We start from the raw sequence: 23,663 nt of genomic DNA on the forward strand, positions 1-23,663 counted from the left end.
TGACCTCATTTCGTCAGTGCGCGTCCTCAGGTCAATGGGGAAGCGTGATGTGTTCGTGGGTCACCGCCTCGATGTCGGAGGCGGCGAGGTCGAGCAGCCGGTGCGCCAGGTCGGACAGCGCCCGCGACGCCGCGAGCTCCGCGCCGATCTCCGGAACGTCCCAGTCGGCCGGGTTGCACCGCGCCCTTCCACGGCCGCGCGCCTTCTCGGTGTCCCGGGCGAGGAGCCGCGCCTCGGCGTGCGTCTGACCCTCCTGCTCGTCGAGGTAGATCTCGACGGACCAGCGATCCTGCATTCTCATCTCCACCCTCCTTGAACGCCGGGCCTCCTACTACGAGGCTTCCGCCGGCGGGCAGGCGAAGGCAGGGGCGAAGGTCCCTCATCGCGGTGCGCCTGCGCGTACCGGACGAATGCCGCGAAGCGGCCTATGTAATGGCGATCTTCGCGTACCGTTGGCCGGGTCTTCCTGAAGTCCATCGATCGGGAGTCGCCCGGCACATGGAGTCCCCCCACCGGTTCGAGATTCCCCGCCTGACCGCTCTTCTCCTGCACGCGCTGCCCCGGGTCGTCGAAGGCATGATCGCCCCCGTGGTGGTGTTCTACGCGGGACTCATCCTGCTCGGGCTGAACGGCGCGCTGGTGACCGCCGTCGCCTGGGTCTACGGCGGGATCCTCGTCCGCGTCGTACGGCGCCGCCCCGTGCCCGGCACCCTCCTGCTCGCGGCGCTCGGCGTGACCGCCCGCGCCGCCCTCGCCGCGGTCACGGGAAGCGCCGTCGTCTACTTCCTCCAGCCCACCCTGGGCACGATGCTGGTCGCCCTGTCGTTCCTCGCCTCGGTGCCGCTCGGCCGCCCTCTCGCCGCCAAGGTCGCCACCGACCTGGTGCCGCTGCCGGAGGCGTTCCTCGCGCACCACCGCGTCCGCCGGTTCTTCCTGCGGATCTCGCTGCTGTGGTCCCTCACCTTCACGCTCAACACCGCCCTCAGCCTCTGGCTGCTGTTCCACCAGTCGATCGGCACGTACCTGTGGGTCCGGACCACGGCGGTCGGGCTCCTGGGAGCGGCCGCGGTGCTGATCTCAGTCTGGGGGTTCAAGCGCTGCGTGAACCGCGTCACGGCGGTCCCCGCGCTGCCCGGTCCGGCTCCGTCCGCGGAGGTCCCCGCGCTGCCCGGATCGGCCCGGTCCGCCGACCTGGCCCTGCGGTGACGGCGACCTGACCTGCCCATCGCGGCGAACCAACACGCCGTAGGTGACATCTCTCCTTATGAGGGCATCTGGCCCCAGACGCCTGATCGCCATCGCATGTCGAGGGAGAGAGATTCGCGTGAAGCGCCGAACGATGCTCACGGTTACCGGAGCGACGACGCTGCTGCTGTCCACGGGATGCGGTCTGGCCGGCTCGTCGTCCAAGCCGGCCACGGTCACCATCACTCCGGCGAACGGCGCGGCCGACAGCCGCCCGGACCAGCCGATCGTCATCAAAGCGGCCAAGGGAAAGCTGGGCGACGTCACCGTACGATCCGACGGCGGGCAGGTCGCCGGCACGTTCGACAAGGGCCACGCCCGGTGGACGTCGAGCGGGTTGCTCAAGCCCGCGACGAAGTACACGGTCACGGCGACGGCGAAGAACTCCGGCGGTAAGACCACCACGGCGAACAGTGCGTTCCAGACGCTCACTCCGAAACGGACGTTCGGCATCGCGGACATCACGCCGATGCCCGGAGAGACGGTCGGCGTCGGGATGCCGCTCATCGTCAAGTTCAGCGACCCGGTCTATAACAAGGAGAACGTCGAGCGGGCCCTGCGGGTCACGTCGTCCAAGCCGGCCGAGGGCGCCTGGCGGTGGTACGGGAACCAGGAGGCCGTCTACCGCACCAAGGACTACTGGCAGCCGCATCAGACCGTGACGCTCACCGCCCACCTGACCGGCGTCCGCGGTGCCCAGGACACCTACGGGACCAAGGACTACAGCCGGACCATCTCGATCGGCGCCTCCCACGTCAGCACCGTCGACGTGAAGGAGCATCAGATGACGGTCACGGTCGACGGCCAGACGGCCAAGACCGCCCCGATCAGCGCCGGCAAGGGCGGAGCGGAGAAGTACACCACCACGAACGGCGTCCACGCCGTCATGGGCAAGCAGAGCCCTGTCACGATGACGTCCGGCTGGATGGGCGTCACCGACCAGAGCGACCCGAACTACTACAGCCTCACCGTCTACCAGGCCGTGCAGATCTCCTCCAGCGGCGAGTACGTCCACTCCGCCCCCTGGTCCGTCGGCTCGCAGGGCAAGGAGAACGTCAGCCACGGCTGCGTCAACGCGTCCCCGTCCTTCGCCAAGTGGTTCTACGACCTGTCCAACCGCGGAGACATCGTCAAGGTCACCGGCACCGACCGTGAGCTCGAGCCGGACAACGGCTACGGCTACTGGCAGCTGTCGTGGTCCGACTGGAAGAAGGGCAGCGCCCTCCACTGACCTCGGGCCGGATCCCGGCGCGGGCCGACCGGCTGCTCACCCAGAACTGAGGGGTGACCTGCGGCTCCGGCCCGCGTCTGACGCGCGCGACGGACGCGGGCCTGGCAGGATGGCCCCGTGCTGGACGTCGTGGGATGGGTTCACGTGTCGGAGGGGCGGTTGCTGGCCGTACGCGCGCGGGCGCGTGACCGGCTCTACCTGCCCGGCGGCAAGCGCGAGCCGGGGGAGGACGACTGGACCGCGCTGGCCCGCGAGGTGCGCGAGGAGCTCGGGGTCCGGCTCGACCGGAGCACCTTCCGGGCGATCGGTGTCGTCGAGGCTCCGGCGCACGACCAGCCGCCGGGCACCCGGGTGCGGATGGCCTGCTACACCGCCGACTACGAGGGAGAGCTGTCGGCGACCGGTGAGGTCGACGAGTGGCTCTTCGTCGACCCCGCCGACCACCACCTGCTCGCCCCCGCGGTACGGGCCGCGCTGGAGCTGAGACGGTGAAGGTCAGCGTGGTCGTGCCGGTGTTCAACACCGGCGAGCACCTGACCAAGTGCGTCGAGTCCGTCCTCGGCCAGACCCTCGACGACTATGAGGTGATCTTCGCCGACGACGGCTCGGACGACGGCACCGAGAAGCTCCTCGACGCGCTGGCCGCCGAGCACGACCGCGTCCGGGTCGTCCACCTGCCGCCCAGCGGTGGCCCCGGCGGGCCGCGCAACACCGGGATCGACGAGGCCCACGGCGACTACGTCTACTTCCTCGACGACGACGACTGGCTCGGACCCGAGGCGCTCGAGCGCATGCACGCGATGGCGGTGCGCAACGACGCCGACATCGTGATCGGCAAGATGGTCGGGCACGGCCGTGCGGTGCCCCGCGCCATGTTCCGGAAGTCCCGCGACCGCGCCGACGTGCTGAAGGACGCGCTGTTCGGCATCCTCACGCCGCACAAGCTCTTCCGCCGGTCCTTCCTCGACGAGCACCGGATCCGGTTCCCCGAAGGGCCGGTGCGGCTGGAGGACCACCGCTTCGTCCTCAAGGCGTACTTCCGAGCCCGCACCATCTCGGTGCTCGCCGACTACCCGTGCTGCCACTGGGTGCGGCGCCCCGGCAGCTACTCCCGGAGCCGGCCGGACCCCGCGCACTACTACGGCGCGCTGCGGGAGGTCCTCGACATCGTCGACGAGCACGTCGCGCCCGGTCCCGACCGCGACCGCTACTACGCGCACTGGTACCGCGGGAAGATCCTCAAACGGCTGGGGGAGAAGAGCTTCCTGGAGGCCCCGCCGGAGTACCGCCGTGCCGTGTACGACGAGGCCCGCCGGGTGGTGGTCGAGCGGTTCGGCGAGAGCGTCGACCGGCGGCTGCCGTTCCGGATGCGCGTGCGTGCCGCTCTTCTGCGCGCCGACGCGTACGACGAGCTGTTCCGGCTCGTCGAGGCCGAAGGCGGCGTGGCGATCGAGACGGCGCTGGACGGGATGCGCTGGGACGACGCCCGGCTCGTGGTGCGGTTCACCGCGCGTCTCGTCGACGCGGACGGCTCGCCCTTCGTCGTCCGGGACGGCCGGTGGGAGCCGCCCGTGCCTCTCCCGATCCCCGACGGATTGCTCGACGCGACGGGTGAGCGCCGCCGGCTCGATCTGTACATCCGGCGCCGGGAGGACGCGGCCGACCATCTCCTGCCGGTGACGGTCATCTCGTCCGAGGTGTTCGTCATGTCCGGCGAGGCCGTGCTCGACCCGGTCGCCGATCCGGCGCTGACGCCCGGCGTCTGGGACTTCGTCGCCCGGCTGGACACCGGCGGCTGGATCTGCGAGCGCCGGCTGGAGGGCGGCGAGAGGATCGCGCGCCGGGGCCGCCTGATGCCGTACCGCACCGAGAACGGCAGGCTCAGCGTCCGCGTCCTCGCCTCCGAGGACGAGCGGGCCCGGGCGGAGGGACCGCTGCTGCGGCGGGCGCTCAAGAAGCTCCCCGGCGCCCGCCGTGCCGTACGCCGACTGCGCGCGTGATCTGCTGCGATTCCGACGCACGGCACGCCGCGCTGTTGTATCGTCTCCGGGCCGGAGGTGATCATGACGAGATCGGTGCGTTTGTTCGGAGCGGCCGGGGCGATGGCCGCCCTGCTGCTGAGCGGTGCCTGCAGTGGCGGCAAGTCCAAGGCCGCCGCGGCCGAATCGGGGAAGGTCGTCACGACGCAGGTCGTCGTGCTGAAGACGTACGACGCCGCGTCGGGCGCCCTGCAGTACCAGGGCACCAAGAAGGTCCAGGAGCCCGATGACGCCATCGAGCCGACCGGGCCCGTGCAGAACGCCACCGTCGCAAAGGACGCCACCGTGCTCAGCGCGGTGAACATCTGCTCCGGCGAGGACGCGACCGTCGACGAGAAGACCGGTGTCGGGACGAAGTCCTGCACGCTGCAGCAGCTCGAGGCCGCGGTCAAGGGCGGCGACCAGGTCGACGCCTACCTGACCATGAAGGGCCGCACCGTCACCAAGGTCGCCGAGGTCTACCACCCCTAGGGGCTGTCTCGAGGTCACCGCGCGGTAGGACAGCGGCGCTTCGCGACAGGCCCTAGGCGACGCCCGCCGCCGCTCGACCGGCAGCGGGCGTCGCCTCAGGACGTCGTCCGGTCAGACGGTGACGGGCTGCAGCTTCAGGCCGAGAGAGGCGAACTGCTCGGCCGGGCGGTGGTAGCCCCGCTCGATGTGGTGCACGCCGCGCAGCGTCGACGGCCCGTCCGCCACCGACGCGGCCAGGACCGCCGAGAACCCCGCCCGTACGTCGGGCATGGTGACGTCGGCGCCGGTCAGCTTCGAGACGCCGCGGACCACCGCCGAGTGCACCGAGTTGCTGTCGTGGAAGCGGCAGGCCGGACCGCCGAGGCACGCGCTGAACACTTCGATCTCGCAGCCCATCTTCTTCAGGGCCGGGACGTACACCAGGCGGTTCTCGAACACCGTCTCGTGCAGCACCGACATGCCCTCGGCCTGGGTGAACAGCACCATGAGCGGCTGCTGCCAGTCGGTCATGTAGCCCGGATGCGTGTCGGTGTGCACCGCGGCGGGACGCAGCCCGTCCGGCGCCGACGCGGTGATCCATTCGTCCGTGATCTCGAAGCGGGCGCCCATCCGGGCCAGCGTCGTGATCGCGGTGACGAGGCGGTCCTGCGTGCAGCCGTGCACGCGCACCTCGCCGCGGGTGATGAGCCCGGCGACGAGGTAGGAGAAGGCCTCGAGACGGTCCCCGGAGAGCTGCGTCGACGCGCCCTTCAGCCGGTCGACGCCCTCGATGACGATGCGGCGGTCGGGGCTGAGCTCGATGTGCGCGCCCATCCGCTGCAGGAACAGCGCGAGCTCGACCACCTCGGGCTCCATGGCGGCGCCGCGCAGCACCGTCTTGCCCTCGGCGAGCACCGCCGTCATCAGCACCGTCTCGGTGGCGCCGACGCTCGGGTAGGGCAGGTCGATGCGGGCGCCGTACAGACGGCTCGCCTTGGCGGAGATGCCGGTGTCGCCGACCTCCACCTCCGCGCCCATGGCGCGCAGCGCGTCGACGTGGAAGTCGACGGGGCGGCGGCCGATGGGGTCACCGCCCACGAGGGGGACGAACGCCTCCCCGGCGAGGTGGAGCAGCGGGCCGACCATGAGGATCGGAATGCGGTTCAGCCCGGTGAACGCCCTGGGGACGCGGGGCTCCGTCACCGCCCCCGGGGAGACCGTGATGTCGGGCCCGTTGCGTTCGACGGTGTGCCCGAGGGCCTCCAGCATCGCCCCGGTGATCTCCACGTCGCCCACCTCGGGGGCGTTGCGGATCGTGCTCTCACCCTGGCCGAGCATGGCCGCGACCATATGCTTCGTGACGCCGTTCTTCGACCCGCGTACGTGGATGTCACCACGGAGCGGACCGGACGGTTCTACCTTCCATACCTCTTCAGCCACGCGGACCACTGTACGGGTGGATCGCGCCACCATCGACGGCGCGCGCCGTGGCCCGGCGAGGTGACCTCTCCCACCGGGACCCAGGTCGGGGGCCCGATCCGGGCCACGACGTGTCACAGCCAGCCGCGGCGCACGGCCTGCGCGCCCGCCTGGAAGCGGTTGTCCGCGCCGAGCAGGTGGAGGAGGTTCTTCATCCGGCGGCGCATGGTCCGGGTGCTGAGCCCGAGCTGGCGGGCGATCGCGTCGTCCTTCATCCCGGCGAGGAGCAGGTCGAGGAGCCGGCGATCGTCCTCCGTCAGTGGCGACGTCCGCGTCGTCGCGGCGAGGGGCGCGGCCGCCGCCCAGATGAACTCGAACAACTGGACCAGGGCGTCCAGCAGCGCGGACGGGTGGACGAGCGCGGCCTCGGTGGTCGCCTGCTCCAGCTGCACGGACACCAGGGCGGCGTCGGCGTCGGCGATGGCCAGCTTGACCGGGATGCCGCTCGCCACCCGCGCCTGCTCGCCCTGCGCGACGAGTGCGTGGATCTCATCGAGCGCTCCGGGCTTTTCGAGCGCCTCTGGGGCGTACACGGCTCGCCAGCGCACGCCGCGCTGCAGCGCGCCCGGCTCGACGGGATTGGTCGCGGCGAGAGCGTACGGCGGCCGGTCGAGCATGCGCATGTCCCGCCGGACGGTGTGCTGCAACCGCAGGAAGCGGCGGGCCACCTCGTCCCGCCCGGTCACGAGCTCGACGGCTCCGGCCTGCCCGACGCGCTCGCGGCGGTACAGCACGGCCATCTCGGCCGCCGCGGTACGAAGCCGGGCCAGGTCCTGCTCGCGTTCGCGGATAAGGGCGTCGAGCGCGATGTCCGGCTCGGCCGCGGCGTAGCGGCGTGGATGGCCGGACAACCGGCTGACGAGGCCGCGGGCCCGTAGCCGGTCGAGCGCGCGGACCAGCCGGTCGGGCCCGCAGCCGAGGCGTTCGGCCAGTTCCCGGGCTGTCGCCTCGGAACCGGCGAGTAGCTCCCGGTAGACGGTCTCGTCGAAGGCGGCCACGTCGAGCGGCGCGAGGATCCGGCCGTCCTGAATCATGCGCGAATCGTGGCCAGGATGTGCCAACGTCCGCAATGAGCCAAGTGAAAACGTTGTCGACTCTTGTCCGGAAACGTCACATTGAGCCGGTGATCAAGATTCGAGGGTGGCGATCGGCCACGGCCGCGGCGATGCTGGCCGCGCTCCTTCCCGCACTCGGCGGGACCGCCCATGCCGCGAAGCGGTCCGACCAGCGGGTCATCGTCGAACTCACCGCCGCACCCGGCGCACGCGCCGACGGCTCGGACGTACGGGCGCGGGCCGCCGCCGCCGGGGTCACGCTGCGGACGTCGCGACGTTTCTCCCGGCTCGTCGACGCGGTGGCCGCGAGCGTTCCCGCCGACCAGGTCGGCCGCCTGCGCACTCTGCCCGGCGTACGGGCCGTGTACCCCGACCTGCCGGTGAAGGCCGCGACCGACGAGAACATCGCGCTCATCGGCGCTCCCGAGGTATGGCGGCGAAAGGACCGGCAGGGCCGCAAGATCACCGGCGCGGGCGTCACCGTGGCCGTCGTCGACAGCGGTGTCGACGCGGGCCACGCCGACCTGGCCGGCCGCGTCGTCGGCGGACACGACTTCGTCAACAACGACGACGACCCGGCGGACGACAACGCGCACGGCACGCACGTCGCCGGCATCATCGCCCGGACCGCCCCGGGCGCCTCCATCATGGCGTACAAGGTGCTGAACGCCGACGGCAACGGCTACGAGTCCGACGTCCTCGCGGGCCTGGAGGCCGCCGTCGACCCGGCCAACCCGCACCGCGCCGACGTCGTCAACCTGAGCCTCGGGGCCTCCGGCGACGGCACCGACCCGCTCGGCCAGGCCGCGACCCGCGCCGCCCGATCCGGCGTGGTCGTGGTCGCCGCGGCCGGCAACGCCGGGCCGGGCGCGATGACGGTCGGCACCCCGGCCGCCGCCGACGGCGTGATCGCGGTCGGCGCCTCCTTCAGCGGCGTCAAGACGCCCGTCGCCCGGCTCACCCGCACCGGCGAGGAACTGCAGGCGACCCGTGCCGTCTACTCGGCGAACCCGCCCGCGAAGCCGCTCACCGGCACGCTCGTCGACGTCGGTGAGGGGCAACCGGCCGACTTCGACAAGGCCGGCGACGTGCGCGGCAGGATCGTCGCCTACGACGGCTCCGCCGACCATCCCCTCTGGGCCGATGTCCAGCGGGCGCGGGAGGCCGAGAGACGAGGCGCGATCGGCGCCCTGCTGTACACGACCGGCTCGGGCGGTGTGTCGTTCACCGGCCGGGCCGGCGTCCAGCCGGCCCTCCCCTCGACTCTCGCCTCCGGTGATGACTTCCGCATGGACCGGATCGTCGTGCTGGGCGTCGACCAGACCCAGTGGGCGGCACTCGGCCAGGAGGCCGCTCGCGGCAAGGTACGGATCACCGTCACGGGCAAGGACGTCACCGACCAGATCGCCGGCTTCAGCTCACGCGGCCCGACCGCCCGGTACACCCTCAAGCCGGACATCGTGGCACCGGGCGTCGAGATCCGGTCGAGCGTGCCGAAGAGCCTCTGGGAGCCGGGTGAGTACCGCATGTCCGGCACGAGCATGGCGTCGCCGCACGTGGCCGGGGCGGCCGCGCTGCTGCGCCAACTCGGCACCGCGGACGTCGCCGGGACGCTCGTCGGCACGGCCCGGGGCCTGGCCGGCACCGGTCCGCTGACGCAGGGCGCGGGCCGGCTCGACGTGTCGGCGGCGGCGGACGCGACCGTCACCGCACAGCCGCCCACGGTCTCCTTCGGCCTGGCCGACCTGCGCGACCGGACCACGACGGCGACGACCACGGTCCGGCTGACCAACCACGGGCGCACCGCGTTCAGCGCGCGGCTCGGCGTCATCGCCGCGGCCGGCAGCCCCGGCGGGGTCCGGGTCAGCCCGAGCCGCATCACCGTGCGGGCCGGCCGCACGGCGACCGTCACCCTCACCGCGACGGCCGGCCGCCGCGCGCCGACGCCGACGTCAGCGGCTGGCTGACGGTCGGCGGCCGGCTGCGGGTGCCGTACCTGCTCGCCCTGCGCCCGCTGCTGGTGCACACGACCCCGGACCCGGGCGACGGGCACGCCCAGGTCTTCGTGTACGCCCCGGCCGCCACGTCCGGTCCGCCGGTCGTCACGGTGACCGCCCCCGGCGGTCGGCGCACCGACGTGACCACGACGCTCGACCACGATCGCTGGTACCGCGCGTCCGTGACCGGGAGCGCGGCCGGGGTCTACCAGGTGGAGGCACGCGCCGCCACGAGCGACGGGCGGGCGCTGTGGGGCGCCGGCACCTTCGAGGTCGTCCCGCCCGCGGCGGCCGGCGGGGGCTGGCAGGCGGCCGGGCCGAACGCCGAGGCAGGCCTGCTGGCGACGTCACCTGCCGCGCCGGACCAGATGGTGATGACCCAGGACGGCAAGGCGGGCATCTGGCTCACCACCGACCGCGGCCGACAGTGGCGTCAGCTCGGCCGGCTCCCCGTCGCGGGCGGCACAGGCACCGTCATCGTCGACTCACACGACGCCCGCCGGATGTGGTACGGCCTGAACGGCCGGCCCTACGCCTCCTCACCGGTCGCGTTCGACCCGACGTACGAAGGCAAGGTGCTGGCCAGCGACGACGCCGGGCTGACCTGGCGGACGCTGCCGTTCCCCGACGTCCACCTGAACGCGTTCGTCGGCGACGGCGACGCCCTGGTCGCGGTCACCGACGGCGGGATCGTGACCAGTGACGACGGCGGACGGCACTGGACGACTCATCCGGCGACCGTTCCCGCGGGCGTGAACGGCGCCGCCCTCGCCGGGGGCGACCTGTACCTGAGCGCCTACGACGGCATATGGGTGGTCCGCGACGTGACCGGCGACGACCTCGCTCCCGCCACGAGGGTGCTCCAGCCGGACGGCGGAGACGGCCCGGTCGGGGTCGCGGCAGACCCGAAGCTGCTGGTCACCGTTACCAGGAGGGGCGTCGTCCACGGGTCGGGCGACGGCGGACGCACCTGGCGGGAGCTCTACCGCATGCCGAGCGGCTACGGGGTCTCCGTGCGGATCGCCGACGGCACCGTGTACGTGGGCGGCACCGGGCAGGACTTCGCCGGTCGCGATCACGGCGCCGCGTGGACCGTGCTGCCCAAACCGGCCCGCGGGCCGGTCGACGTTGACTTCGGCAGGCTCGGGGACGCCACGGTGGTGTCGGCGCCCGGTGGCGGCCTGTACTCGACCAGGGACGCCGGCGCGCACTACGACCGGATCGGCGTGCAGGGCACCTCCGTGTACGCGCTGGGGGTGAGCCGGCGGGCCGACGGCAGCACCGCACTCGTCGCGGGCACGGACGCCGAGACGCGGCTGACCGCGCTGCCGACCGGAAACGACCCGGCGCCGGAGTGGGGCGCCAACGGCTCGGAGGGGGCCGTCGGGGCGGTGGTCGGCGGCCTCGCGGTCTCGCCGACGGACCCGCGGGTGGTCTGGAAGACGCGCGCCGACGCGTTCGGCGGGCTCCACCTGTCGCGCTCCGCCGACGGCGGCGTCACCTGGTCGGAGGTCGCGCACGAGTCGGAGACGCCCACCGCGCTGGTGGCCCACCCTGCCGATCGCCGGACCCTCGTCCTCGGGTTCACCTCGCTCGGCGGCAGCGGGCTGTACGTCACGCGAGACGAGGGCCGGACCTGGCGCCGGTACCCCGTGAGCGGGCGGGTCGACGCGCTGGCCGGCGACCCGCGTGACCCGGACCGCGTCTGGATCGGCACGCCGGATGGCCTCTACCGTTCCGACGACGGCGGGGCGCACCTCACCAAGGTCGCCGACGGCGCGGTGTCGGCGATCACGATCGACCCCCGCCGGCCCCGGAGGATCGTCATCGGCGGTGCGACGCTGCGCGTCAGCACCGACGGCGGCCGTACGTTCCGCCCGGGTGCCGCCGGACCGCTGGCCATGCGGGTCTCCGCCCTCGTGACGTCGCCGCGCGACCCCGACGTGCTCTACGCCGGAACGTCCGCGCACTGGGCCGACGGCCTGCGGCTCGGCGGCCGGGGCGTGCTCCGCTCGGCCGACGGCGGACGGACCTGGACCAGCATCTCGGCCGGCCTGCAGAACACCTCCGTGCTCAGCCTGGCCATCGGCCCGGACGGCGGGTGGCTTTTCGCCGGCACCGAACAGGGCGGGGTCCATCGCCTGCGACTGTGAGAGGGCGGCGGCCGGGTCTGCTTCGATGACCGTATGGACTTCAGCGTCGTCATTGGAAACTGGCCCGACCGCCCGCCGGAGGAGGCCCTGCACACCGCGGCGATCGCCGACCGGCTGCGCTTCCGGGAGTTGTGGATCGGCGAGACCGACACGTGGGACGCCTTCGCCCTGGCGTCGGCGATCGGCCTGGCCACCGACCAGATCGCGATGACGGTCGGCCCGCTGCCCGTCGCCGTCCGCGACCCGGTCATGATCGCGATGGGGGCCTCCTCGGTCGCCGCGCTCACCCGCAGGCGGATCGGGGTGGCGCTCGGTACGTCGAGCCCCCGCGTGGTCGAGCAGTGGCACGGCCGGTCGCGGGAGCGGTCCGCCACCGTCCTCGACGAGAGCGCCCGGGCGGTCCGCCGGCTGCTGGCGGGCGAGCGGGTCGACCTGGACGGCAAGGCCGTGCACACGAACGGCTTCCGGCTCAGGCTGGCGCCGCCCGAGGGGCCGCTCAGCGTGGCGGCCTTCGGCGACCGGGCCGTACGGACGGCCGCGGAGCACGCGGACCGGATGCTGATCGACATGGTCGCGCCGCCCGTCGCCGGCGACCTGCGGGCGAAACTGGACGCGGCGGCCGAGAGGGCCGGCCGCCCGGCGCCCCGGCTGGTGGCGTGGCTGCCCGCCGCCGTGGATCCGACGCCTGAGTCGTACGCGCAGCTGATGTGGAGCATCGTCCCCTATCTCCGGCTGCCCGGTTACGCCGAGGCGTTCGAGGCCGCCGGCCTCGGCGACGCGGTCGCCAAGGCACGAGGCGGGGCCGAGCCGAAGGAACTGCTGACCGCGCTGCCGTTCGACGTCGCGGGCCGGGTAGGCCTGGTCGGCGGTGCCGACGAGGTGCGGTCGCGGCTGCGGGAGTACGCCGACGCGGGCGTGGACGAGGTGGCGGTGGTGCCCGCGACGGGCGGCGACCCCGGGGGCGAGCGCACGCTCACGGCGATCCGGGATCTCGTCGGGTAACGGCCGAACCGTCGGCCGGACGACACGGGCCGCTCGGGATCGACGTGGATCGCGATGCCGGCGGCCTCGGACGGGGGGCCACCGCGATCGCCGGTGGCGCGGCCGTCGGCGTGGCCGACCTGGCATCGGGCGCCGCGGCCGGCGTCAGGGGCTCCGGCCGCCGATCGGGGTCAGGGGGCTCTGGCCGGCGTTAGGGGGCTCCGGCCGCCGATGCCCGGCGCCGGCCATTGTCGCGGGCCGCGTCCCGTGGGATATTCCGAAAAAAGCGTTGCCTACGGTGCGACGGTTGATTCATCCTATTCCCGATTTCGGGGAAGAAAGGAGGAGACGGTGCTAGACCCGATCGAGCCGGCGGGCGAGACGCCGAGCGACGCGCCGGCCGCGCTCACGCCGCCGGAGTGGCGCTCACGTGTGTCCACCCAGGTGCAGGCCTGCGGTGACCCGGTGGAGTACGGTCCGGCCGAACACCGGGGGCGCGATCGAATAGCGGACGGAGACCGCCGCCAGGGCGAATGACGCCCTGGTTAGCCTTCGGCCGCCTCCGGATTCCGGGAGCGGCCTTTTTGTTCGAAAGGGGATTTCGGTGAGCGTACTCGTTCTGAACGCGTCCTACGAGCCCCTCCAGAACGTCGACGTGCGGCACGCGGTCCGGATGCTCGTGCGCGGCGTCGCGGTGGTGGAGGAGGCCGTTGAAGGCCGGCGGATCGGGCACTTCCCGTTACCGCGGGTGCTGCGGTTGGTCCGTTACGTCGCCATGCGGTGGCGTCACGGGCACCTTCCGGCGTGGGGCAAACGGGGGCTCCGGCGCCGCGACCGCGGGCTGTGCGCCTACTGCGGTGGGCGGGGGAACACGGTCGACCACATCCTGCCGCAGTCCCGCGGCGGCGGGTCGACGTGGGAGAACACCGTCCTGGCGTGCGGTCCCTGCAACAACCGCAAACGGGACCGCACGCCCGACGAGGCGGGGATGCGGCTGCTGGTCGAGCCGCGTATCCCGCACTGGAACGAACTGGTGCCGTGACCTCAGACGCGTTCGAGGACGACCACGGGGATCTCCCGTGAGGTCTTCTTCTGATAGTCGTCATAGGCGGGCCAGGTGGCGGCCATCCGCCGCCACAGGTCCGGCTTCTCCTCCGGGGTGGCCGTGCGGGCGCGCGCGGTGAACTTGTCACCGTGCACCTGCACGCCCACCTCCGGATGGGCCTCGAGGTTGAGGAACCACAGCGGCGGCTCGTCCGCCCCACCCTTCGACGCGACGACGAGGTAGTCGTCGCCGTTCTTCTGGTAGATCAGCGGCGTGGTGTGCTGCTTGCCGGTCTTGCGGCCGGTGGTGGTCAGCAGCAGGGTCACGGTGCCCTGCCAGTCATGACCCTCCGCGCCGTCGGTCTCGACGTAGCGCCGGACGTGTTCTTCGCCGAAGAGCATCTTGAATCACACCTTCAGATCGTGTGCCTCTTCGAGCAGAACGACTCACCGGCGCGGATATTCCGGGCCGGGCGTACGGGGGCGTGCGGGCGGGCCGTCGATGAGACACATCCTGCCGCGCCGTCGGGAGGGACGGCGACGCAGTGCCTCGCCGTCCCTCCCCGGCGCGCCGCGGCCACGAAGCCGGATCGCAAGGGGATCACTGGAAGGACACCGGCCGTGCGACCGAGGGCAGAGTGAACGTAGCGCCCACGGAACCGGCCGGAAAGGGCGTTCGTCCTGACAGTAAATTGCAACCCGCGTCAGCGTCCTCCGGTGACCGATTGACCGCGGGCGCGTCGCTCGGATCGATCAATGGCCGTCCTCGGGGCTCAGCCGTTCTCGGTGTCGACGACGTCCAGCAGTTTTAGAACTAGCGGTCGCCGTCGAGGGCGACCACGGCGCTGATGGCGAGCAGCGCCGATCCGGCGAGGCCGTCGAGGAGGCGGCGGGCCCGGCCGCCGCGCAGCACCCGTGAGATCGGTCCGATCGCGAGCGAGAAGGTCCGCCACCACACCACCGCGACGCAGAGGAAGATGGCCGCGAGGACGACGGTCGTGCGCAGGCGCGGCTCGTCGTGCGCCACGAACTGCGGCAGCAGGGTGATGAACAGCAGCGCGATCTTCGGGTTGAGCAGGTTGGTGATCAGTCCCTGCCGGAACACCGCCGCGCCGGTGTGTGACACGACCCTCGTGTCGACCGTCGGCGCGGCCGGGCCCTCCCCGTCGCCGCGCGTCACGGCCGTGGCCACCGGAATCGACGGTGTCCCGGATCCGGCGTCGGCGTCCTCTTCGCCGTCGACGGACATGAGGGCCGAGATGAGCATGCGGATGCCCAGGTACGCGAGGTACGCCGCGCCGGCCAGCTTCACCACCGTGTACGCGGTCGCGGACGCCGCGAGGATCGCCGACAGGCCGAGCACCGCGGCCGTGGCGTGGATCGAGATGCCCAGGCAGCAGCCGAGGCCGGTCAGCCAGGCCGCGCGACTGCCGGCGCTCAGGCCGTTGCGGACGACCAGGAGCATGTCCGGGCCGGGAGTAACGGTGAGGAGCGCGACGACCCCCAGGAAGGGGAACAACAGTTCGGGCACTGGCTCATCGTAGGTGGCCGGGTCATGCTCAGTTCGGCACTTTCCCCATCTTCGTGGTGAAGGTGACGAACACCGCATGACCCGGCCACCGGGAAGCGTCAGCGCTTGGAGCGGTGCACGACCTGGATCTCGGTGAAGCCGGTGAGGCCCCAGGTGCCGTTCTCGACCCCGATGCCGCTCCACTTGAACCCGCCGAACGGCTGGTGCGGCGCGAGCGCGAGGTGGGTGTTCACCCACGCGGTGCCGCACTCCAGTCGCTCGGCGACCTCGGCGGCGCGGTCGGCGTCTGTCCCCCAGACGGAGCCGGACAGGCCGAAGTTCGTGGCGTTCGCGCGGGCGACCGCGTCGTCGACGTCGGTGTAGCGGAGCACGGGGAGCGCCGGTCCGAACTGCTCCTCGTCGACGATCCGGACGCCCTCGGCGACGTCCGTCAGGATCGTCGGCGCGAAGAAGTAGCCGGGGCCGTCGATCGGGCCGCCGCCGGCGGCGGCCTTCGCCCCCTGGGCGAGCGCGTCGGCGACCAGCGCGCGGACCCGCTCGTACTGCGGCCGGTTGTTGATCGGGCCGTACTGCACGCCCTCCTCGAGGCCGTTGCCGACCTTGACCGACCGCGCCTTGGCGGCGAGCGCCTCGACGACGTCGTCGTACAGCCGGTCCGGGACGTACACCCGCTTGATGGCCGAGCAGACCTGGCCGTTGTTGGCGAAGGCCTGGTCGAAGACCTTCTCGGCGACCGTCGCGGGGTCGGCGTCGTCCAGCACGATGGCCGGGTCGTTGCCGCCGAGTTCGAGGGTGGTCCGCTTGAGATCGGGGGCCGCCGCGGCGGCGACCTTCTTGCCCGTCTCGATCGACCCGGTGAAGCTGATCTTGCGCGGTACGGGGTGGGAGGTCATCCACGCGCCGAGGTCGTCGCCGCCGCTGACGACGTTCAGCACGCCCGGCGGCAGGACGTCGCGGAGCAGCTCGCCGACCTTGAGCGTGGCCAGCGGCGTGTACGGGGACGGCTTGAGGACGAGCGTGTTCCCGGCCAGGAGCGCCGGGGCGATCTTCCAGGCGGCGAGGACGAGCGGGAAGTTCCAGGGGGTGATCGCCGCGACGACGCCGAGCGGGCGGCGTACGACCTCCACCTTGGCCCGGTGGTCATCCTGGATGACCTCGCGCGGGATCTCCAGGTCGGCGAAGTACTGGAGCCAGACGGCGGCGCCCATGAGCTCGATCCGGGCGTCCTGGAGGGGCTTGCCCTGTTCGGCCGTCAGGGTCGCGGCGAGGTCGCCGCCGGACGCGGCCATCAGGACGTCGGCCGCGGCCTTCAGCGCCGTGCGCCGGGCGGCCTCATCGGACCGCCACGCCGGGTACGCCGACGCCGCCGCGTCGAACGCCGCGTCGAGCTGGGCCCGCGAGCAGTCCGGCGCGGCGGCGTGCGGCGATCCGGTCGCCGGATCGATCACGTCGAACGCGGCCGTGGTCTCCACGGCCGCGCCGCCGATGGTCATCGTGAAGTCGGGCACGGTACCTCCTGGGAACGCCAAACCGAACAGCGTTCAGTCTGGCCCCAGGAGGTCCGTCTTGGCCAGAACCTACCTGCGCCCGACGACCTCGACGCGGAACGACGTCGTCGGCCCCGGAATGGTCAGCGAGCCCGCCGTCGCCCGCGACCAGGCGGCCAGCCGCACGGGCCCCGGCCGGCCCTGCGCGACCAACGGCACGAGGATGGCGGCGCTCCGTCCCGGCGCCAGCGACCCGAGGTCGCACCCGATGTACTCGCTGTGACGCGCGCAGCCCCGTCCCTCGCGGACACCCCACCCGTCCGGTATCGAGGCGACCAGCATCACGTGGTCCAGCGGCCGGTTGCCGGTGTTGGTGAGGGTCCAGCGCACGGTCTCCAGCTGACCCGGCGAGACCTCCCAGTGCTCGGCCTGACCCGTCATGTGCATCGCGTACGACGGGCGTTCCGACGGCTGCGGCTGCGGCTGCGGGTCGCCCGGCCGGCCGTGGACGGGGTTCTGAGGACGGGCGGGCTGCGCGTGCACCGGCCGGACGTGGACGAGGTGCTGAGCGGCGGGCTGGCCGGCCTGCGGGTCCTCGGCCTGGACGTGGACGATGTTCCGCACGGCCGGTTTGCCGGTCTGCGAGTCCACCGCCCGCGAGTTGACGGCGTTCTGGGCGGTCGACCGGATCGGCTGCGCTTCGGCGGGCCGAGAGTTCACGGCGTTCTGGGCGGTCGACCGGATCGGCGGTTCGCCCGGCCGTACGTCGGCGACGTTCCGGGCCGGTTGCGGCTGCGGATCCCCCGGCCGGGCGTGAGACGCGGCCTGGGCCTGCGGCGCGAGGCAGAGCAGGCCGGTTCCGAAGAGTGCGGTGATCGCGAAAGATCGCATGACGTCCCCCCTGATGGTGATCGGCGTCAGACGCTAGCCGTACGCTCCGGGGCCCGCCCGTGGCCGCGCGCGACTTGGGCCAGTCATGGCGCGGTCACGATGGTCGGTTGACACGGGCGATGGCGACCGGCCGCGGCGGTCGGACGGCGGCGGACCGGCCGCGGTGCCCGTCCCATGAGAGGATCGCGATGGACCGGCCGCGGAGCGTGTCGGAGCGACTTCTCCCGACCAACCGGCCCCGACCGACCTCCCGGGTGGACCGCGGTGGAGACGTCTGGGACGGCGGCGCGGCGCACCCGGTGGCCACGAGAGGTCAGAGAAGCGTCAACCGGCGCGTGGAGGATGTTCCTCGGCGCTCCGGATCGTCAGAATCCGCTCATGCGATCACGACTACTCGCCACCGCGGTCGGCGCCGCCGCCGTGGCCGCCCTCGGCGGCCCGGCCGCCGCCGGCACGCCCCCGCCCTCCTCCGCCGCCGCACCTCCCGCCGGGGCGGCGACCGCCTCGGCCGTGGCCGCCCGGCCGAGGCTCACCGATCCGCACCCGTGCAAGGACCAGCCCGGATTCACGTGTTCCACCCTCCGGGTGCCGCTCGACCATCGCGGCAGGGTGCCCGGCACGCTCGACCTTCAGGTCGCCACCGCCGACAACGCCACGGCGCCCAAGGGCGTCCTCCTGTTCCTCACCGGCGGCCCCGGCCAGCCCGGCGTGCCGTTCATCACGCGGATCGCCACGCAACGCCTGCCCGAGCTCGCCAAGGACTACCGGTTCGTCATGCTGGACCAGCGGGGCACGGGGGAGTTCGGCGCGATCAACTGCCCGCAGCTCCAGGCCCAGGTCGGCAGCTCCGACATCGCGGCGCCCACGCCCGCCGCGATCAAGGAGTGCTCCGACATCCTCGGTGACCGGCGTGGCCTCTACAGCACCGAGCAGACCGTCGCGGACTATGAGGCGCTGCGGCGGGCGCTCGGTGTCGGCAAGATGGTCGTCGACGGAGTCTCGTACGGGTCGTTCACCGCCGCGCGCTACGCCGCAGTCCACCCGTCGCACGTCGGCAAGGTCGTCCTCGACTCGGTCCTGCCGCACGTCGACCCGCAGGCCGACGACGGTCTGTACTTAGTGGGTCTGCACGCGCAGGCGCGCGTGCTGCGCGACGCCTGCGCGACCGCGCCCGCCTGCCCGTCGGACCCGGCCGAGGACCTGGCGTGGGTGGTCCGGCACCGCACGGCCGCGGACGGCGTGAAGATCTTCGACGCCATCGTGTCGTACGAGTTCCTGGACCCGACCTACCGCGACCCGAACCCACCGGGCCTGCCCGCGGGCCACGGCGACCTGGTCGGCGCGCTGCGGGCGGCCCGGCAGGGCGACCCGGCCCGGCTCGACACGATCATCACCGACATGGCGCCCGGCGGGGACCCGGTGGCCTCGTACAGTTCGGGGCTGCACATCGACACGTTCTGCTCCGACAGTGTCTTCCCGTGGGGCCGGTCCGACGCGTCCCTGGCCACCCGGCAGACCGCGCTCGACCGGTTCCTGCGGCACACCGACCCGCGGAGCGTCTGGCCGTACACGCGGGCGACCTCGGCCGGGAGCGGCTTCACCCAGGAGTGCCTGCGCTGGCGGTCGCGCCCGGCCGCGGAGCCGCCGGCCCGGCTGCCCGACGTGCCGGTGCTGCTGGTGAACGGCGACCACGACCTGTCCACCCCGCTGGAGTGGGCGTACGAGGAGGCGACGCACGCGCCGAACGGCAGGGTCGTCGTCGTCAAGGGCGCCTCGCACTCGATCCAGAACCGTGAGCGCGGGCACGCCGGACGGGACGCGGTGATCGCGTTCCTCGGCGGCTGACCGTCCGCGACGCCGTAAGGGGCCGGATCGTTCGTTCGACCGGTCCCTTCGGCACCCCTCGGCGAGGATGGTGAACGTGGAACGCCGGACGCGGCCGAGAGAGGTCGTGACGCCTGAAAAAGGTTAGTGAAAGGTTTATGAAGCTTAGGGCAAGGTTGATGAAGCAGATCTTGTCGTGAACAGCGCCCGAAATCGGGATGAAGCAGGAGCCGATGCTCTGATGTGCGACTTAACCTCGGCCTGCTCAGTTGGACGGGTTCTTCGGGGGACTACATGGGACTAATGGGCTGGCCGCTTATCGTCGCGGCCGTCCTGCTCGCCATCGGGGGGCCGGTGGCCTGTCTGTACCTGTGGAACCGTGTGAAGGGACGCCTCGCCGTCGTCGCCCGGCTCTTCATGATCGTCATGTGCCAGACGTTCGCACTGCTCGTCGGCGGCGTCAGCGTCAACCATTACTTCGAGTTCTACGCCTCCTGGAGCGACCTGTTCGGCGGCGGCAAGGGCGGGGACACGCCGATCGAGGCGCTCGGCCCCGGCGCGATCGGCAGCGGCGCGGTGCGCTTCGAGCGCACTCCCAAGCTCGATCCGGACGTCTACATGGCGACGGTGACCGGCGAACGCTCCCATCTCCGCTCCCGCATCCTGGTCTGGGTGCCGCCGGGCTACAACTCGCCCGCGAACGCCCACCAGACCTACCCCGTGGTGGAGCTTCTGCCCGGTTATCCCGGCACCCCCTCGACCTGGTTCCACGCCGTCCACGGCGCGAGCGCCCTCAAGCAGGAGGTGGCGGCGGGACGCGCCCATCCGTTCATCCTCGTCGCGCCGGTGACGACGGTCATCCATGGCCGCGACACCGAGTGCGTCGACTTCCCCAAAGGGCCGCGCGTCGAGACCTGGCTCACCGACGACGTTCGCCAGGCGGTCACGAAGGCGTTCCGCGCCCAGCCGGACCGCGGCGCCTGGGGTCTCATGGGGTTCTCCACCGGCGGTTACTGCGCGGCGAAGATGGCGGTCCGCCTGCCCGACCTGTTCGGCGCGGCCGTCACCATGCAGGGGGACGCCGTTCCCCAGACGCCGGCGGTCCAGCACGACCACGCCCTGAACGCGCAGAACTCCGTGCTCGACCTGCTCCGCACACACCGCCCGCCGATCAGCCTCCTGCTGGCGGGCACCCGGCAGGACCGCCATTCCGACGAGGCGATCGACCAGATCATGCCGCTCATCCGCCCGCCGACGACGGCCTTCCTGTACGTCCTGCCCAAGGGCGGCCACAACGCCTCGGTCTGGAACTCGATGCTGCCGAAGGCGTACGCCTGGCTGAGCAGCCGCCTTTCCGCGCCGCGCCCGTCCTGATCGAGCGCGCGCCCGGGGCGCTCCGCGTCCTGGGGGGATGACGAGGCGGCGGGCATCAGAGACGCCCGCCGCCGTACGGTCCCGGTCTCAGAGTTTGACGAGACGCTGCAGGAGATCTCCGTAGGCCCGCAGCGCGACGCGCAGGCGTTCGGTGTCGGCGTCGTCGCCGTTCCATCGCCGTTCGAGGCTCCGGCGCTGCTCGTCGAGGGCGGCGGTCAGCGCGCGCACGGCCTCTTCGCACAGGGAGCTGGCCTGCCGTACCGAGTCGCGGGGATCGTCGACGAAGCCGGCCTTGACCTCGTGCCAGCGGCTGTCGAACCGGTCCGCGTCGCCTCGGCCGAGCAGCCGCTCGCCGGCCGCCCGGGCCTCGCCCGGACCGCCCATGCCTGGCCCGTCAGTGCGGGTCGCGTTCGGACCTTCCATGCCAGGCCCGGCCGTGCGGGCCTCGCCCGGACCGCCCGCGCCGGGCAGGTCCGTGCGGGTCACGCTCGCCCCGGACCGGCCGCCCGGAGATCCGCCTTCGTCGCGGTCAGGGGAGGCACCCGTGTCCGGAGCCATCGTCGGTGCGGACCGTCCCCCGTGAGCGTACGACCGGACGGTGGCCGTGGGACCGGCCGTACGCTCGCCCAGCGGATCGGCCGCACTGCCCGGCTCGATCATCCCGTCCGATCCCGTCCCGGCGGAGCGGTCCGTGTCCGCCGTGCCGGGCGCGTCCGGCCGTACGCCGCGTGAGCCCTCCGACCGGGTGCGCTCGTCGCGCTCGCGGTCGGTTCCGCCGGTGCGGCCGGGCAGCGGACCGCTGGTGTCCGTCACCGGGCCGGGCTGCCGTGGGACGGTGGCCCCCGCCGCCGATCCTGCCGTGGCGTCGTCGGGCCGGCCGGTCCGTTCTCCGGAGGAGCCGACGACGCGGCCCTCGACGGCGTCGTCGGAGGGCATCCCGGCCACGGGGCGGTCGCCGGGGAGAGCGTGGCGCCCCTCGGGGCGATCCTGGCGTTCGCTCATCGTGTCCGTCCCTCCGTGACCTCGGTGTCACGCCGGGACGCCGCGTGGCCGTCAGCCGGCGTCGACACACGCCGCTCCTCGGCCGCCGTACGGGCGGGGTCATCGCGGTCTTCGGGGTCCCCGCGGTCGTGCCGCGCGTCGCCGGACGCGGGCACCCGGCCGTCCTCGGCGGACGCTCGGCCGACATGGCTCTCGCCGTCGCCGAGCAGATCCGCGAACAGGGCGCGGTAGTGGACCATGGCCTGGCGCAGATCCTCGGTGGTCGCCTGACCGGCGTCGGCGCGGCCCCGGATCTCATGCGCCGTCCGGTACCGGCCGATCGTGCCGCCGTGCTCGACGGACAGGTCCGCGACCTGCTGCTCGTAGTCCTCGGTCGGGTAGCCGCGGTCCTTCATGACGCGGATGAGAAGGTTGTCGGCGTCGGCGACGGCACTCTGGGGGGAGTCCACGAAGCGCTCCTGCACCCGCTGCCAGTCGGTGTGGTACCGGTCGCGTACGGCCGGGTCGAGGGGGTGGATCTGGAGCTCGCGGTGACGCTGCTCGCGGGCGCGGAGCTCCTGCTCGGCCTCGCGGGTGCTGCTATGACGCTCGACGGCACGGTCGTATTCCGGCCCGAATCTCTCGCGCAGGCGGCGTCGCTGCTGCTGCCGCGAGGCGAGGAGACCCAGGGCCGCGATGACCAGAACCGCGACGATCACGATGACGGCCACTGCGGCGGTCGACATGATTGCCTCCGGTGGTGGGCTGCGATAGACGCCACGTGCCCGTATAAAGCAGGTCAAAACTCCTTGGGATTAACGGCGAAAGCCCGGACCCGGCCGCCGGGAGAGGCGGCCAGGGCCGGGCTTTCGTGGTGTTCGCTCCGGCACCACCGGGCGAAAGGTCGGCCAGGCGGTCAGACGGCCGGCGCGGGCTGCGACTCCGTGTCCCGGATCTCCGCGAGGGCGCGGGTGAAGTCCCGGGAGGACAGCCAGAGCTTGTACATGATCGCGAACTCGAAGACGAGCAGGAGGGCGGCCGCGCCGATGGTGACCGGGACGATCTGGTTCACCAGCGGCCCGACGATGAAGACCGCCATCTGGAACTCGATGCCGCTGATCAGGTGCGTACGGACGCGGTGGTCGCGCAGCCAGTCGCGGACGCGGATGTACCACGCGAAGCGGGAGCGGAACTCCTGCTGCAGGTCGATGACCTCGACGGTGCGCGCCTTGATCTCGTCCGGGTCGAGTTCGGGGTCCTCACGCAGGAGGTCCTCGGCGAAGACCGGCGCCGGGGAGGCGGTCTCCTCGATCGCCTTGGTGAGCTCGCTCCGCATCTGGCGGCGGACCTTCGCCACCTGGAGGGCGTCGACGTAGCGGAGCATGTCGAGGAAGACGACCGCGACGCCGAGGAGAAGGTAGAGCTCCTTGTCGGTCGCGCGGTACTGCCCCCACATCAAGGCGAGGGTGCAGGTCAGCACGCGGACGCGGTCGAAGACGTAGTCGAGCCAGCCGCCGAGGACGGTGCCGTTGCCCTTGAGCCGGGCGATCTTACCGTCCATGCAGTCCAGCACGAAGCTCAGGTGGTAGAGCAGGGCGCCCAGTACCAGCCACTTCCAGTCCGCCATCAGGAAGCAGCCCGCCGAGCCGAGGCCGAGGAAGAGCGCGCCCCAGGTGATCTGGTTCGGCGTGATCTTGGTCCTGTTCGCGGTTCCGACGACGAGGGGGCCGGCCAGGGGGTCCACGAGGAACACGGTCCACCAGGCATCCCGGGCCTTGAAAGTCCGGGACTTCACCTCTTCCAGCGTGAACTTCATGCGATTTGGTCCCCTTGGTCACAGTAAGGAACGGCCCGAAATCCCCGAGCCGTCGTGTTCTGATCGGTATTGGGTGAGACGCTCC

Annotated in this window: 22 protein-coding genes; 12 read left to right on the forward strand and 10 right to left on the reverse strand. The window is 72.3% G+C overall.

Annotated elements, in window-relative coordinates; genetic code table 11:
• Positions 1-31 precede the first annotated feature (31 nt).
• Positions 32-301, reverse strand: a complete 270-nt coding sequence (locus ACYVF7_RS22250; RefSeq protein WP_460343773.1) for a DUF1876 domain-containing protein — start codon at positions 299-301, stop codon at positions 32-34.
• A 197-nt stretch (positions 302-498) separates the two neighbouring features.
• Between ACYVF7_RS22250 and ACYVF7_RS22255 the strand changes: the two genes are divergently transcribed.
• The 5 genes from ACYVF7_RS22255 (at position 499) to ACYVF7_RS22275 (ending at position 4,986) form a co-directional block, all read left to right on the forward strand.
• Positions 499-1,206, forward strand: a complete 708-nt coding sequence (locus tag ACYVF7_RS22255; protein ID WP_460343776.1) for a VC0807 family protein — start codon at positions 499-501, stop codon at positions 1,204-1,206.
• A gap of 118 nt (positions 1,207-1,324) precedes the next feature.
• A complete protein-coding gene (locus ACYVF7_RS22260; RefSeq protein ID WP_460343779.1) occupies positions 1,325-2,476 on the forward strand; it encodes a L,D-transpeptidase in 1,152 nt (383 codons plus the stop codon).
• A gap of 117 nt (positions 2,477-2,593) precedes the next feature.
• Positions 2,594-2,968 carry an NUDIX hydrolase gene (locus ACYVF7_RS22265; RefSeq protein WP_460343782.1) on the forward strand — a complete coding sequence of 125 codons (375 nt, stop codon included), beginning with the start codon at positions 2,594-2,596 and terminating at the stop codon, positions 2,966-2,968.
• Positions 2,965-4,476, forward strand: coding sequence for a glycosyltransferase family 2 protein (locus tag ACYVF7_RS22270; RefSeq protein WP_460343785.1), 1,512 nt, complete (start codon positions 2,965-2,967; stop codon positions 4,474-4,476). Before ACYVF7_RS22265 ends, ACYVF7_RS22270 begins: the two co-directional genes overlap by 4 nt.
• A gap of 63 nt (positions 4,477-4,539) precedes the next feature.
• Positions 4,540-4,986 (forward strand): hypothetical protein, encoded by a 447-nt coding sequence (locus tag ACYVF7_RS22275; RefSeq protein WP_460343788.1) that lies wholly within the window; start codon positions 4,540-4,542, stop codon positions 4,984-4,986.
• 111 nt (positions 4,987-5,097) lie between these two features.
• On the opposite strand, the gene murA is transcribed toward ACYVF7_RS22275, so the two are convergent.
• Positions 5,098-6,405, reverse strand: a complete 1,308-nt coding sequence (gene murA / locus ACYVF7_RS22280; RefSeq protein ID WP_460343790.1) for a UDP-N-acetylglucosamine 1-carboxyvinyltransferase — start codon at positions 6,403-6,405, stop codon at positions 5,098-5,100.
• A gap of 113 nt (positions 6,406-6,518) precedes the next feature.
• Positions 6,519-7,478 (reverse strand): helix-turn-helix domain-containing protein, encoded by a 960-nt coding sequence (locus ACYVF7_RS22285; protein WP_460343793.1) that lies wholly within the window; start codon positions 7,476-7,478, stop codon positions 6,519-6,521.
• 89 nt (positions 7,479-7,567) lie between these two features.
• Here ACYVF7_RS22285 and ACYVF7_RS22290 point away from each other — a divergent pair, with 89 nt between their 5' ends.
• The 5 genes from ACYVF7_RS22290 (at position 7,568) to ACYVF7_RS22310 (ending at position 13,672) form a co-directional block, all read left to right on the forward strand.
• Positions 7,568-9,466: a S8 family peptidase gene (locus ACYVF7_RS22290; protein WP_460343796.1), complete on the forward strand. Its 1,899-nt coding sequence runs from the start codon at positions 7,568-7,570 to the stop codon at positions 9,464-9,466.
• A gap of 20 nt (positions 9,467-9,486) precedes the next feature.
• Positions 9,487-11,649: a WD40/YVTN/BNR-like repeat-containing protein gene (locus ACYVF7_RS22295; protein ID WP_460343800.1), complete on the forward strand. Its 2,163-nt coding sequence runs from the start codon at positions 9,487-9,489 to the stop codon at positions 11,647-11,649.
• Positions 11,650-11,682: 33 nt separating this feature from the next.
• Entirely contained in the window at positions 11,683-12,651 is a 969-nt protein-coding gene (locus tag ACYVF7_RS22300; protein ID WP_460343802.1) for an LLM class F420-dependent oxidoreductase, read from the forward strand.
• Positions 12,652-12,981: 330 nt separating this feature from the next.
• Positions 12,982-13,167, forward strand: a complete 186-nt coding sequence (locus tag ACYVF7_RS22305; RefSeq protein ID WP_460343805.1) for a hypothetical protein — start codon at positions 12,982-12,984, stop codon at positions 13,165-13,167.
• A 67-nt stretch (positions 13,168-13,234) separates the two neighbouring features.
• Positions 13,235-13,672: an HNH endonuclease gene (locus tag ACYVF7_RS22310; protein WP_460343808.1), complete on the forward strand. Its 438-nt coding sequence runs from the start codon at positions 13,235-13,237 to the stop codon at positions 13,670-13,672.
• A gap of 2 nt (positions 13,673-13,674) precedes the next feature.
• On the opposite strand, the gene ACYVF7_RS22315 is transcribed toward ACYVF7_RS22310, so the two are convergent.
• The 4 genes from ACYVF7_RS22315 to ACYVF7_RS22330 all read right to left on the reverse strand — a co-directional run bounded on the left by ACYVF7_RS22315 (position 13,675) and on the right by ACYVF7_RS22330 (position 17,583).
• Positions 13,675-14,076, reverse strand: a complete 402-nt coding sequence (locus tag ACYVF7_RS22315) for a nitroreductase family deazaflavin-dependent oxidoreductase (RefSeq protein WP_460343811.1) — start codon at positions 14,074-14,076, stop codon at positions 13,675-13,677.
• 412 nt (positions 14,077-14,488) lie between these two features.
• Entirely contained in the window at positions 14,489-15,205 is a 717-nt protein-coding gene (locus tag ACYVF7_RS22320; RefSeq protein ID WP_460343814.1) for a LysE family translocator, read from the reverse strand.
• 98 nt (positions 15,206-15,303) lie between these two features.
• A complete protein-coding gene (locus ACYVF7_RS22325; RefSeq protein WP_460343817.1) occupies positions 15,304-16,713 on the reverse strand; it encodes an aldehyde dehydrogenase family protein in 1,410 nt (469 codons plus the stop codon).
• Between the two features lie 69 nt (positions 16,714-16,782).
• A complete protein-coding gene (locus ACYVF7_RS22330; RefSeq protein ID WP_460343820.1) occupies positions 16,783-17,583 on the reverse strand; it encodes a hypothetical protein in 801 nt (266 codons plus the stop codon).
• A gap of 378 nt (positions 17,584-17,961) precedes the next feature.
• Between ACYVF7_RS22330 and ACYVF7_RS22335 the strand changes: the two genes are divergently transcribed.
• Both ACYVF7_RS22335 and ACYVF7_RS22340 read left to right on the forward strand, forming a co-directional pair.
• A complete protein-coding gene (locus tag ACYVF7_RS22335; protein ID WP_460343824.1) occupies positions 17,962-19,428 on the forward strand; it encodes an alpha/beta hydrolase in 1,467 nt (488 codons plus the stop codon).
• 282 nt (positions 19,429-19,710) lie between these two features.
• Entirely contained in the window at positions 19,711-20,781 is a 1,071-nt protein-coding gene (locus ACYVF7_RS22340; RefSeq protein ID WP_460343827.1) for an alpha/beta hydrolase, read from the forward strand.
• 87 nt (positions 20,782-20,868) lie between these two features.
• On the opposite strand, the gene ACYVF7_RS22345 is transcribed toward ACYVF7_RS22340, so the two are convergent.
• The 3 genes from ACYVF7_RS22345 to ACYVF7_RS22355 form a co-directional block, all read right to left on the reverse strand.
• Positions 20,869-21,783, reverse strand: a complete 915-nt coding sequence (locus ACYVF7_RS22345) for a hypothetical protein (protein WP_460343830.1) — start codon at positions 21,781-21,783, stop codon at positions 20,869-20,871.
• A complete protein-coding gene (locus tag ACYVF7_RS22350) occupies positions 21,780-22,508 on the reverse strand; it encodes a hypothetical protein (RefSeq protein ID WP_460343833.1) in 729 nt (242 codons plus the stop codon). The genes ACYVF7_RS22345 and ACYVF7_RS22350 overlap by 4 nt, the downstream gene beginning before the upstream one ends.
• A gap of 170 nt (positions 22,509-22,678) precedes the next feature.
• On the reverse strand, positions 22,679-23,578 hold the full coding sequence (locus tag ACYVF7_RS22355) for a CDP-alcohol phosphatidyltransferase family protein (RefSeq protein WP_460343836.1): 900 nt from the start codon (positions 23,576-23,578) through the stop codon (positions 22,679-22,681).
• Positions 23,579-23,663: the final 85 nt, after the last annotated feature.

The sequence above is a fragment of the Actinoallomurus acanthiterrae genome (assembly GCF_054775715.1).

What these genes read in the sequence shown, in the direction of transcription:
- ACYVF7_RS22275 (WP_460343788.1), top strand. Translation starts at nt 4,540, where the DNA reads ATGACGAGATCGGTGCGTTTGTTCGGAGCGGCCGGGGCGATGGCCGCC.
- ACYVF7_RS22335 (WP_460343824.1), top strand. Translation starts at nt 17,962, where the DNA reads ATGCGATCACGACTACTCGCCACCGCGGTCGGCGCCGCCGCCGTGGCC.
- ACYVF7_RS22355 (WP_460343836.1), bottom strand. Translation starts at nt 23,578, where the DNA reads ATGAAGTTCACGCTGGAAGAGGTGAAGTCCCGGACTTTCAAGGCCCGG.
- ACYVF7_RS22330 (WP_460343820.1), bottom strand. Translation starts at nt 17,583, where the DNA reads ATGCGATCTTTCGCGATCACCGCACTCTTCGGAACCGGCCTGCTCTGC.
- ACYVF7_RS22345 (WP_460343830.1), bottom strand. Translation starts at nt 21,783, where the DNA reads ATGAGCGAACGCCAGGATCGCCCCGAGGGGCGCCACGCTCTCCCCGGC.
- ACYVF7_RS22300 (WP_460343802.1), top strand. Translation starts at nt 11,683, where the DNA reads ATGGACTTCAGCGTCGTCATTGGAAACTGGCCCGACCGCCCGCCGGAG.
- ACYVF7_RS22250 (WP_460343773.1), bottom strand. Translation starts at nt 301, where the DNA reads ATGAGAATGCAGGATCGCTGGTCCGTCGAGATCTACCTCGACGAGCAG.
- ACYVF7_RS22255 (WP_460343776.1), top strand. Translation starts at nt 499, where the DNA reads ATGGAGTCCCCCCACCGGTTCGAGATTCCCCGCCTGACCGCTCTTCTC.
- ACYVF7_RS22350 (WP_460343833.1), bottom strand. Translation starts at nt 22,508, where the DNA reads ATGTCGACCGCCGCAGTGGCCGTCATCGTGATCGTCGCGGTTCTGGTC.
- ACYVF7_RS22315 (WP_460343811.1), bottom strand. Translation starts at nt 14,076, where the DNA reads ATGCTCTTCGGCGAAGAACACGTCCGGCGCTACGTCGAGACCGACGGC.
- ACYVF7_RS22340 (WP_460343827.1), top strand. Translation starts at nt 19,711, where the DNA reads ATGGGCTGGCCGCTTATCGTCGCGGCCGTCCTGCTCGCCATCGGGGGG.
- ACYVF7_RS22285 (WP_460343793.1), bottom strand. Translation starts at nt 7,478, where the DNA reads ATGATTCAGGACGGCCGGATCCTCGCGCCGCTCGACGTGGCCGCCTTC.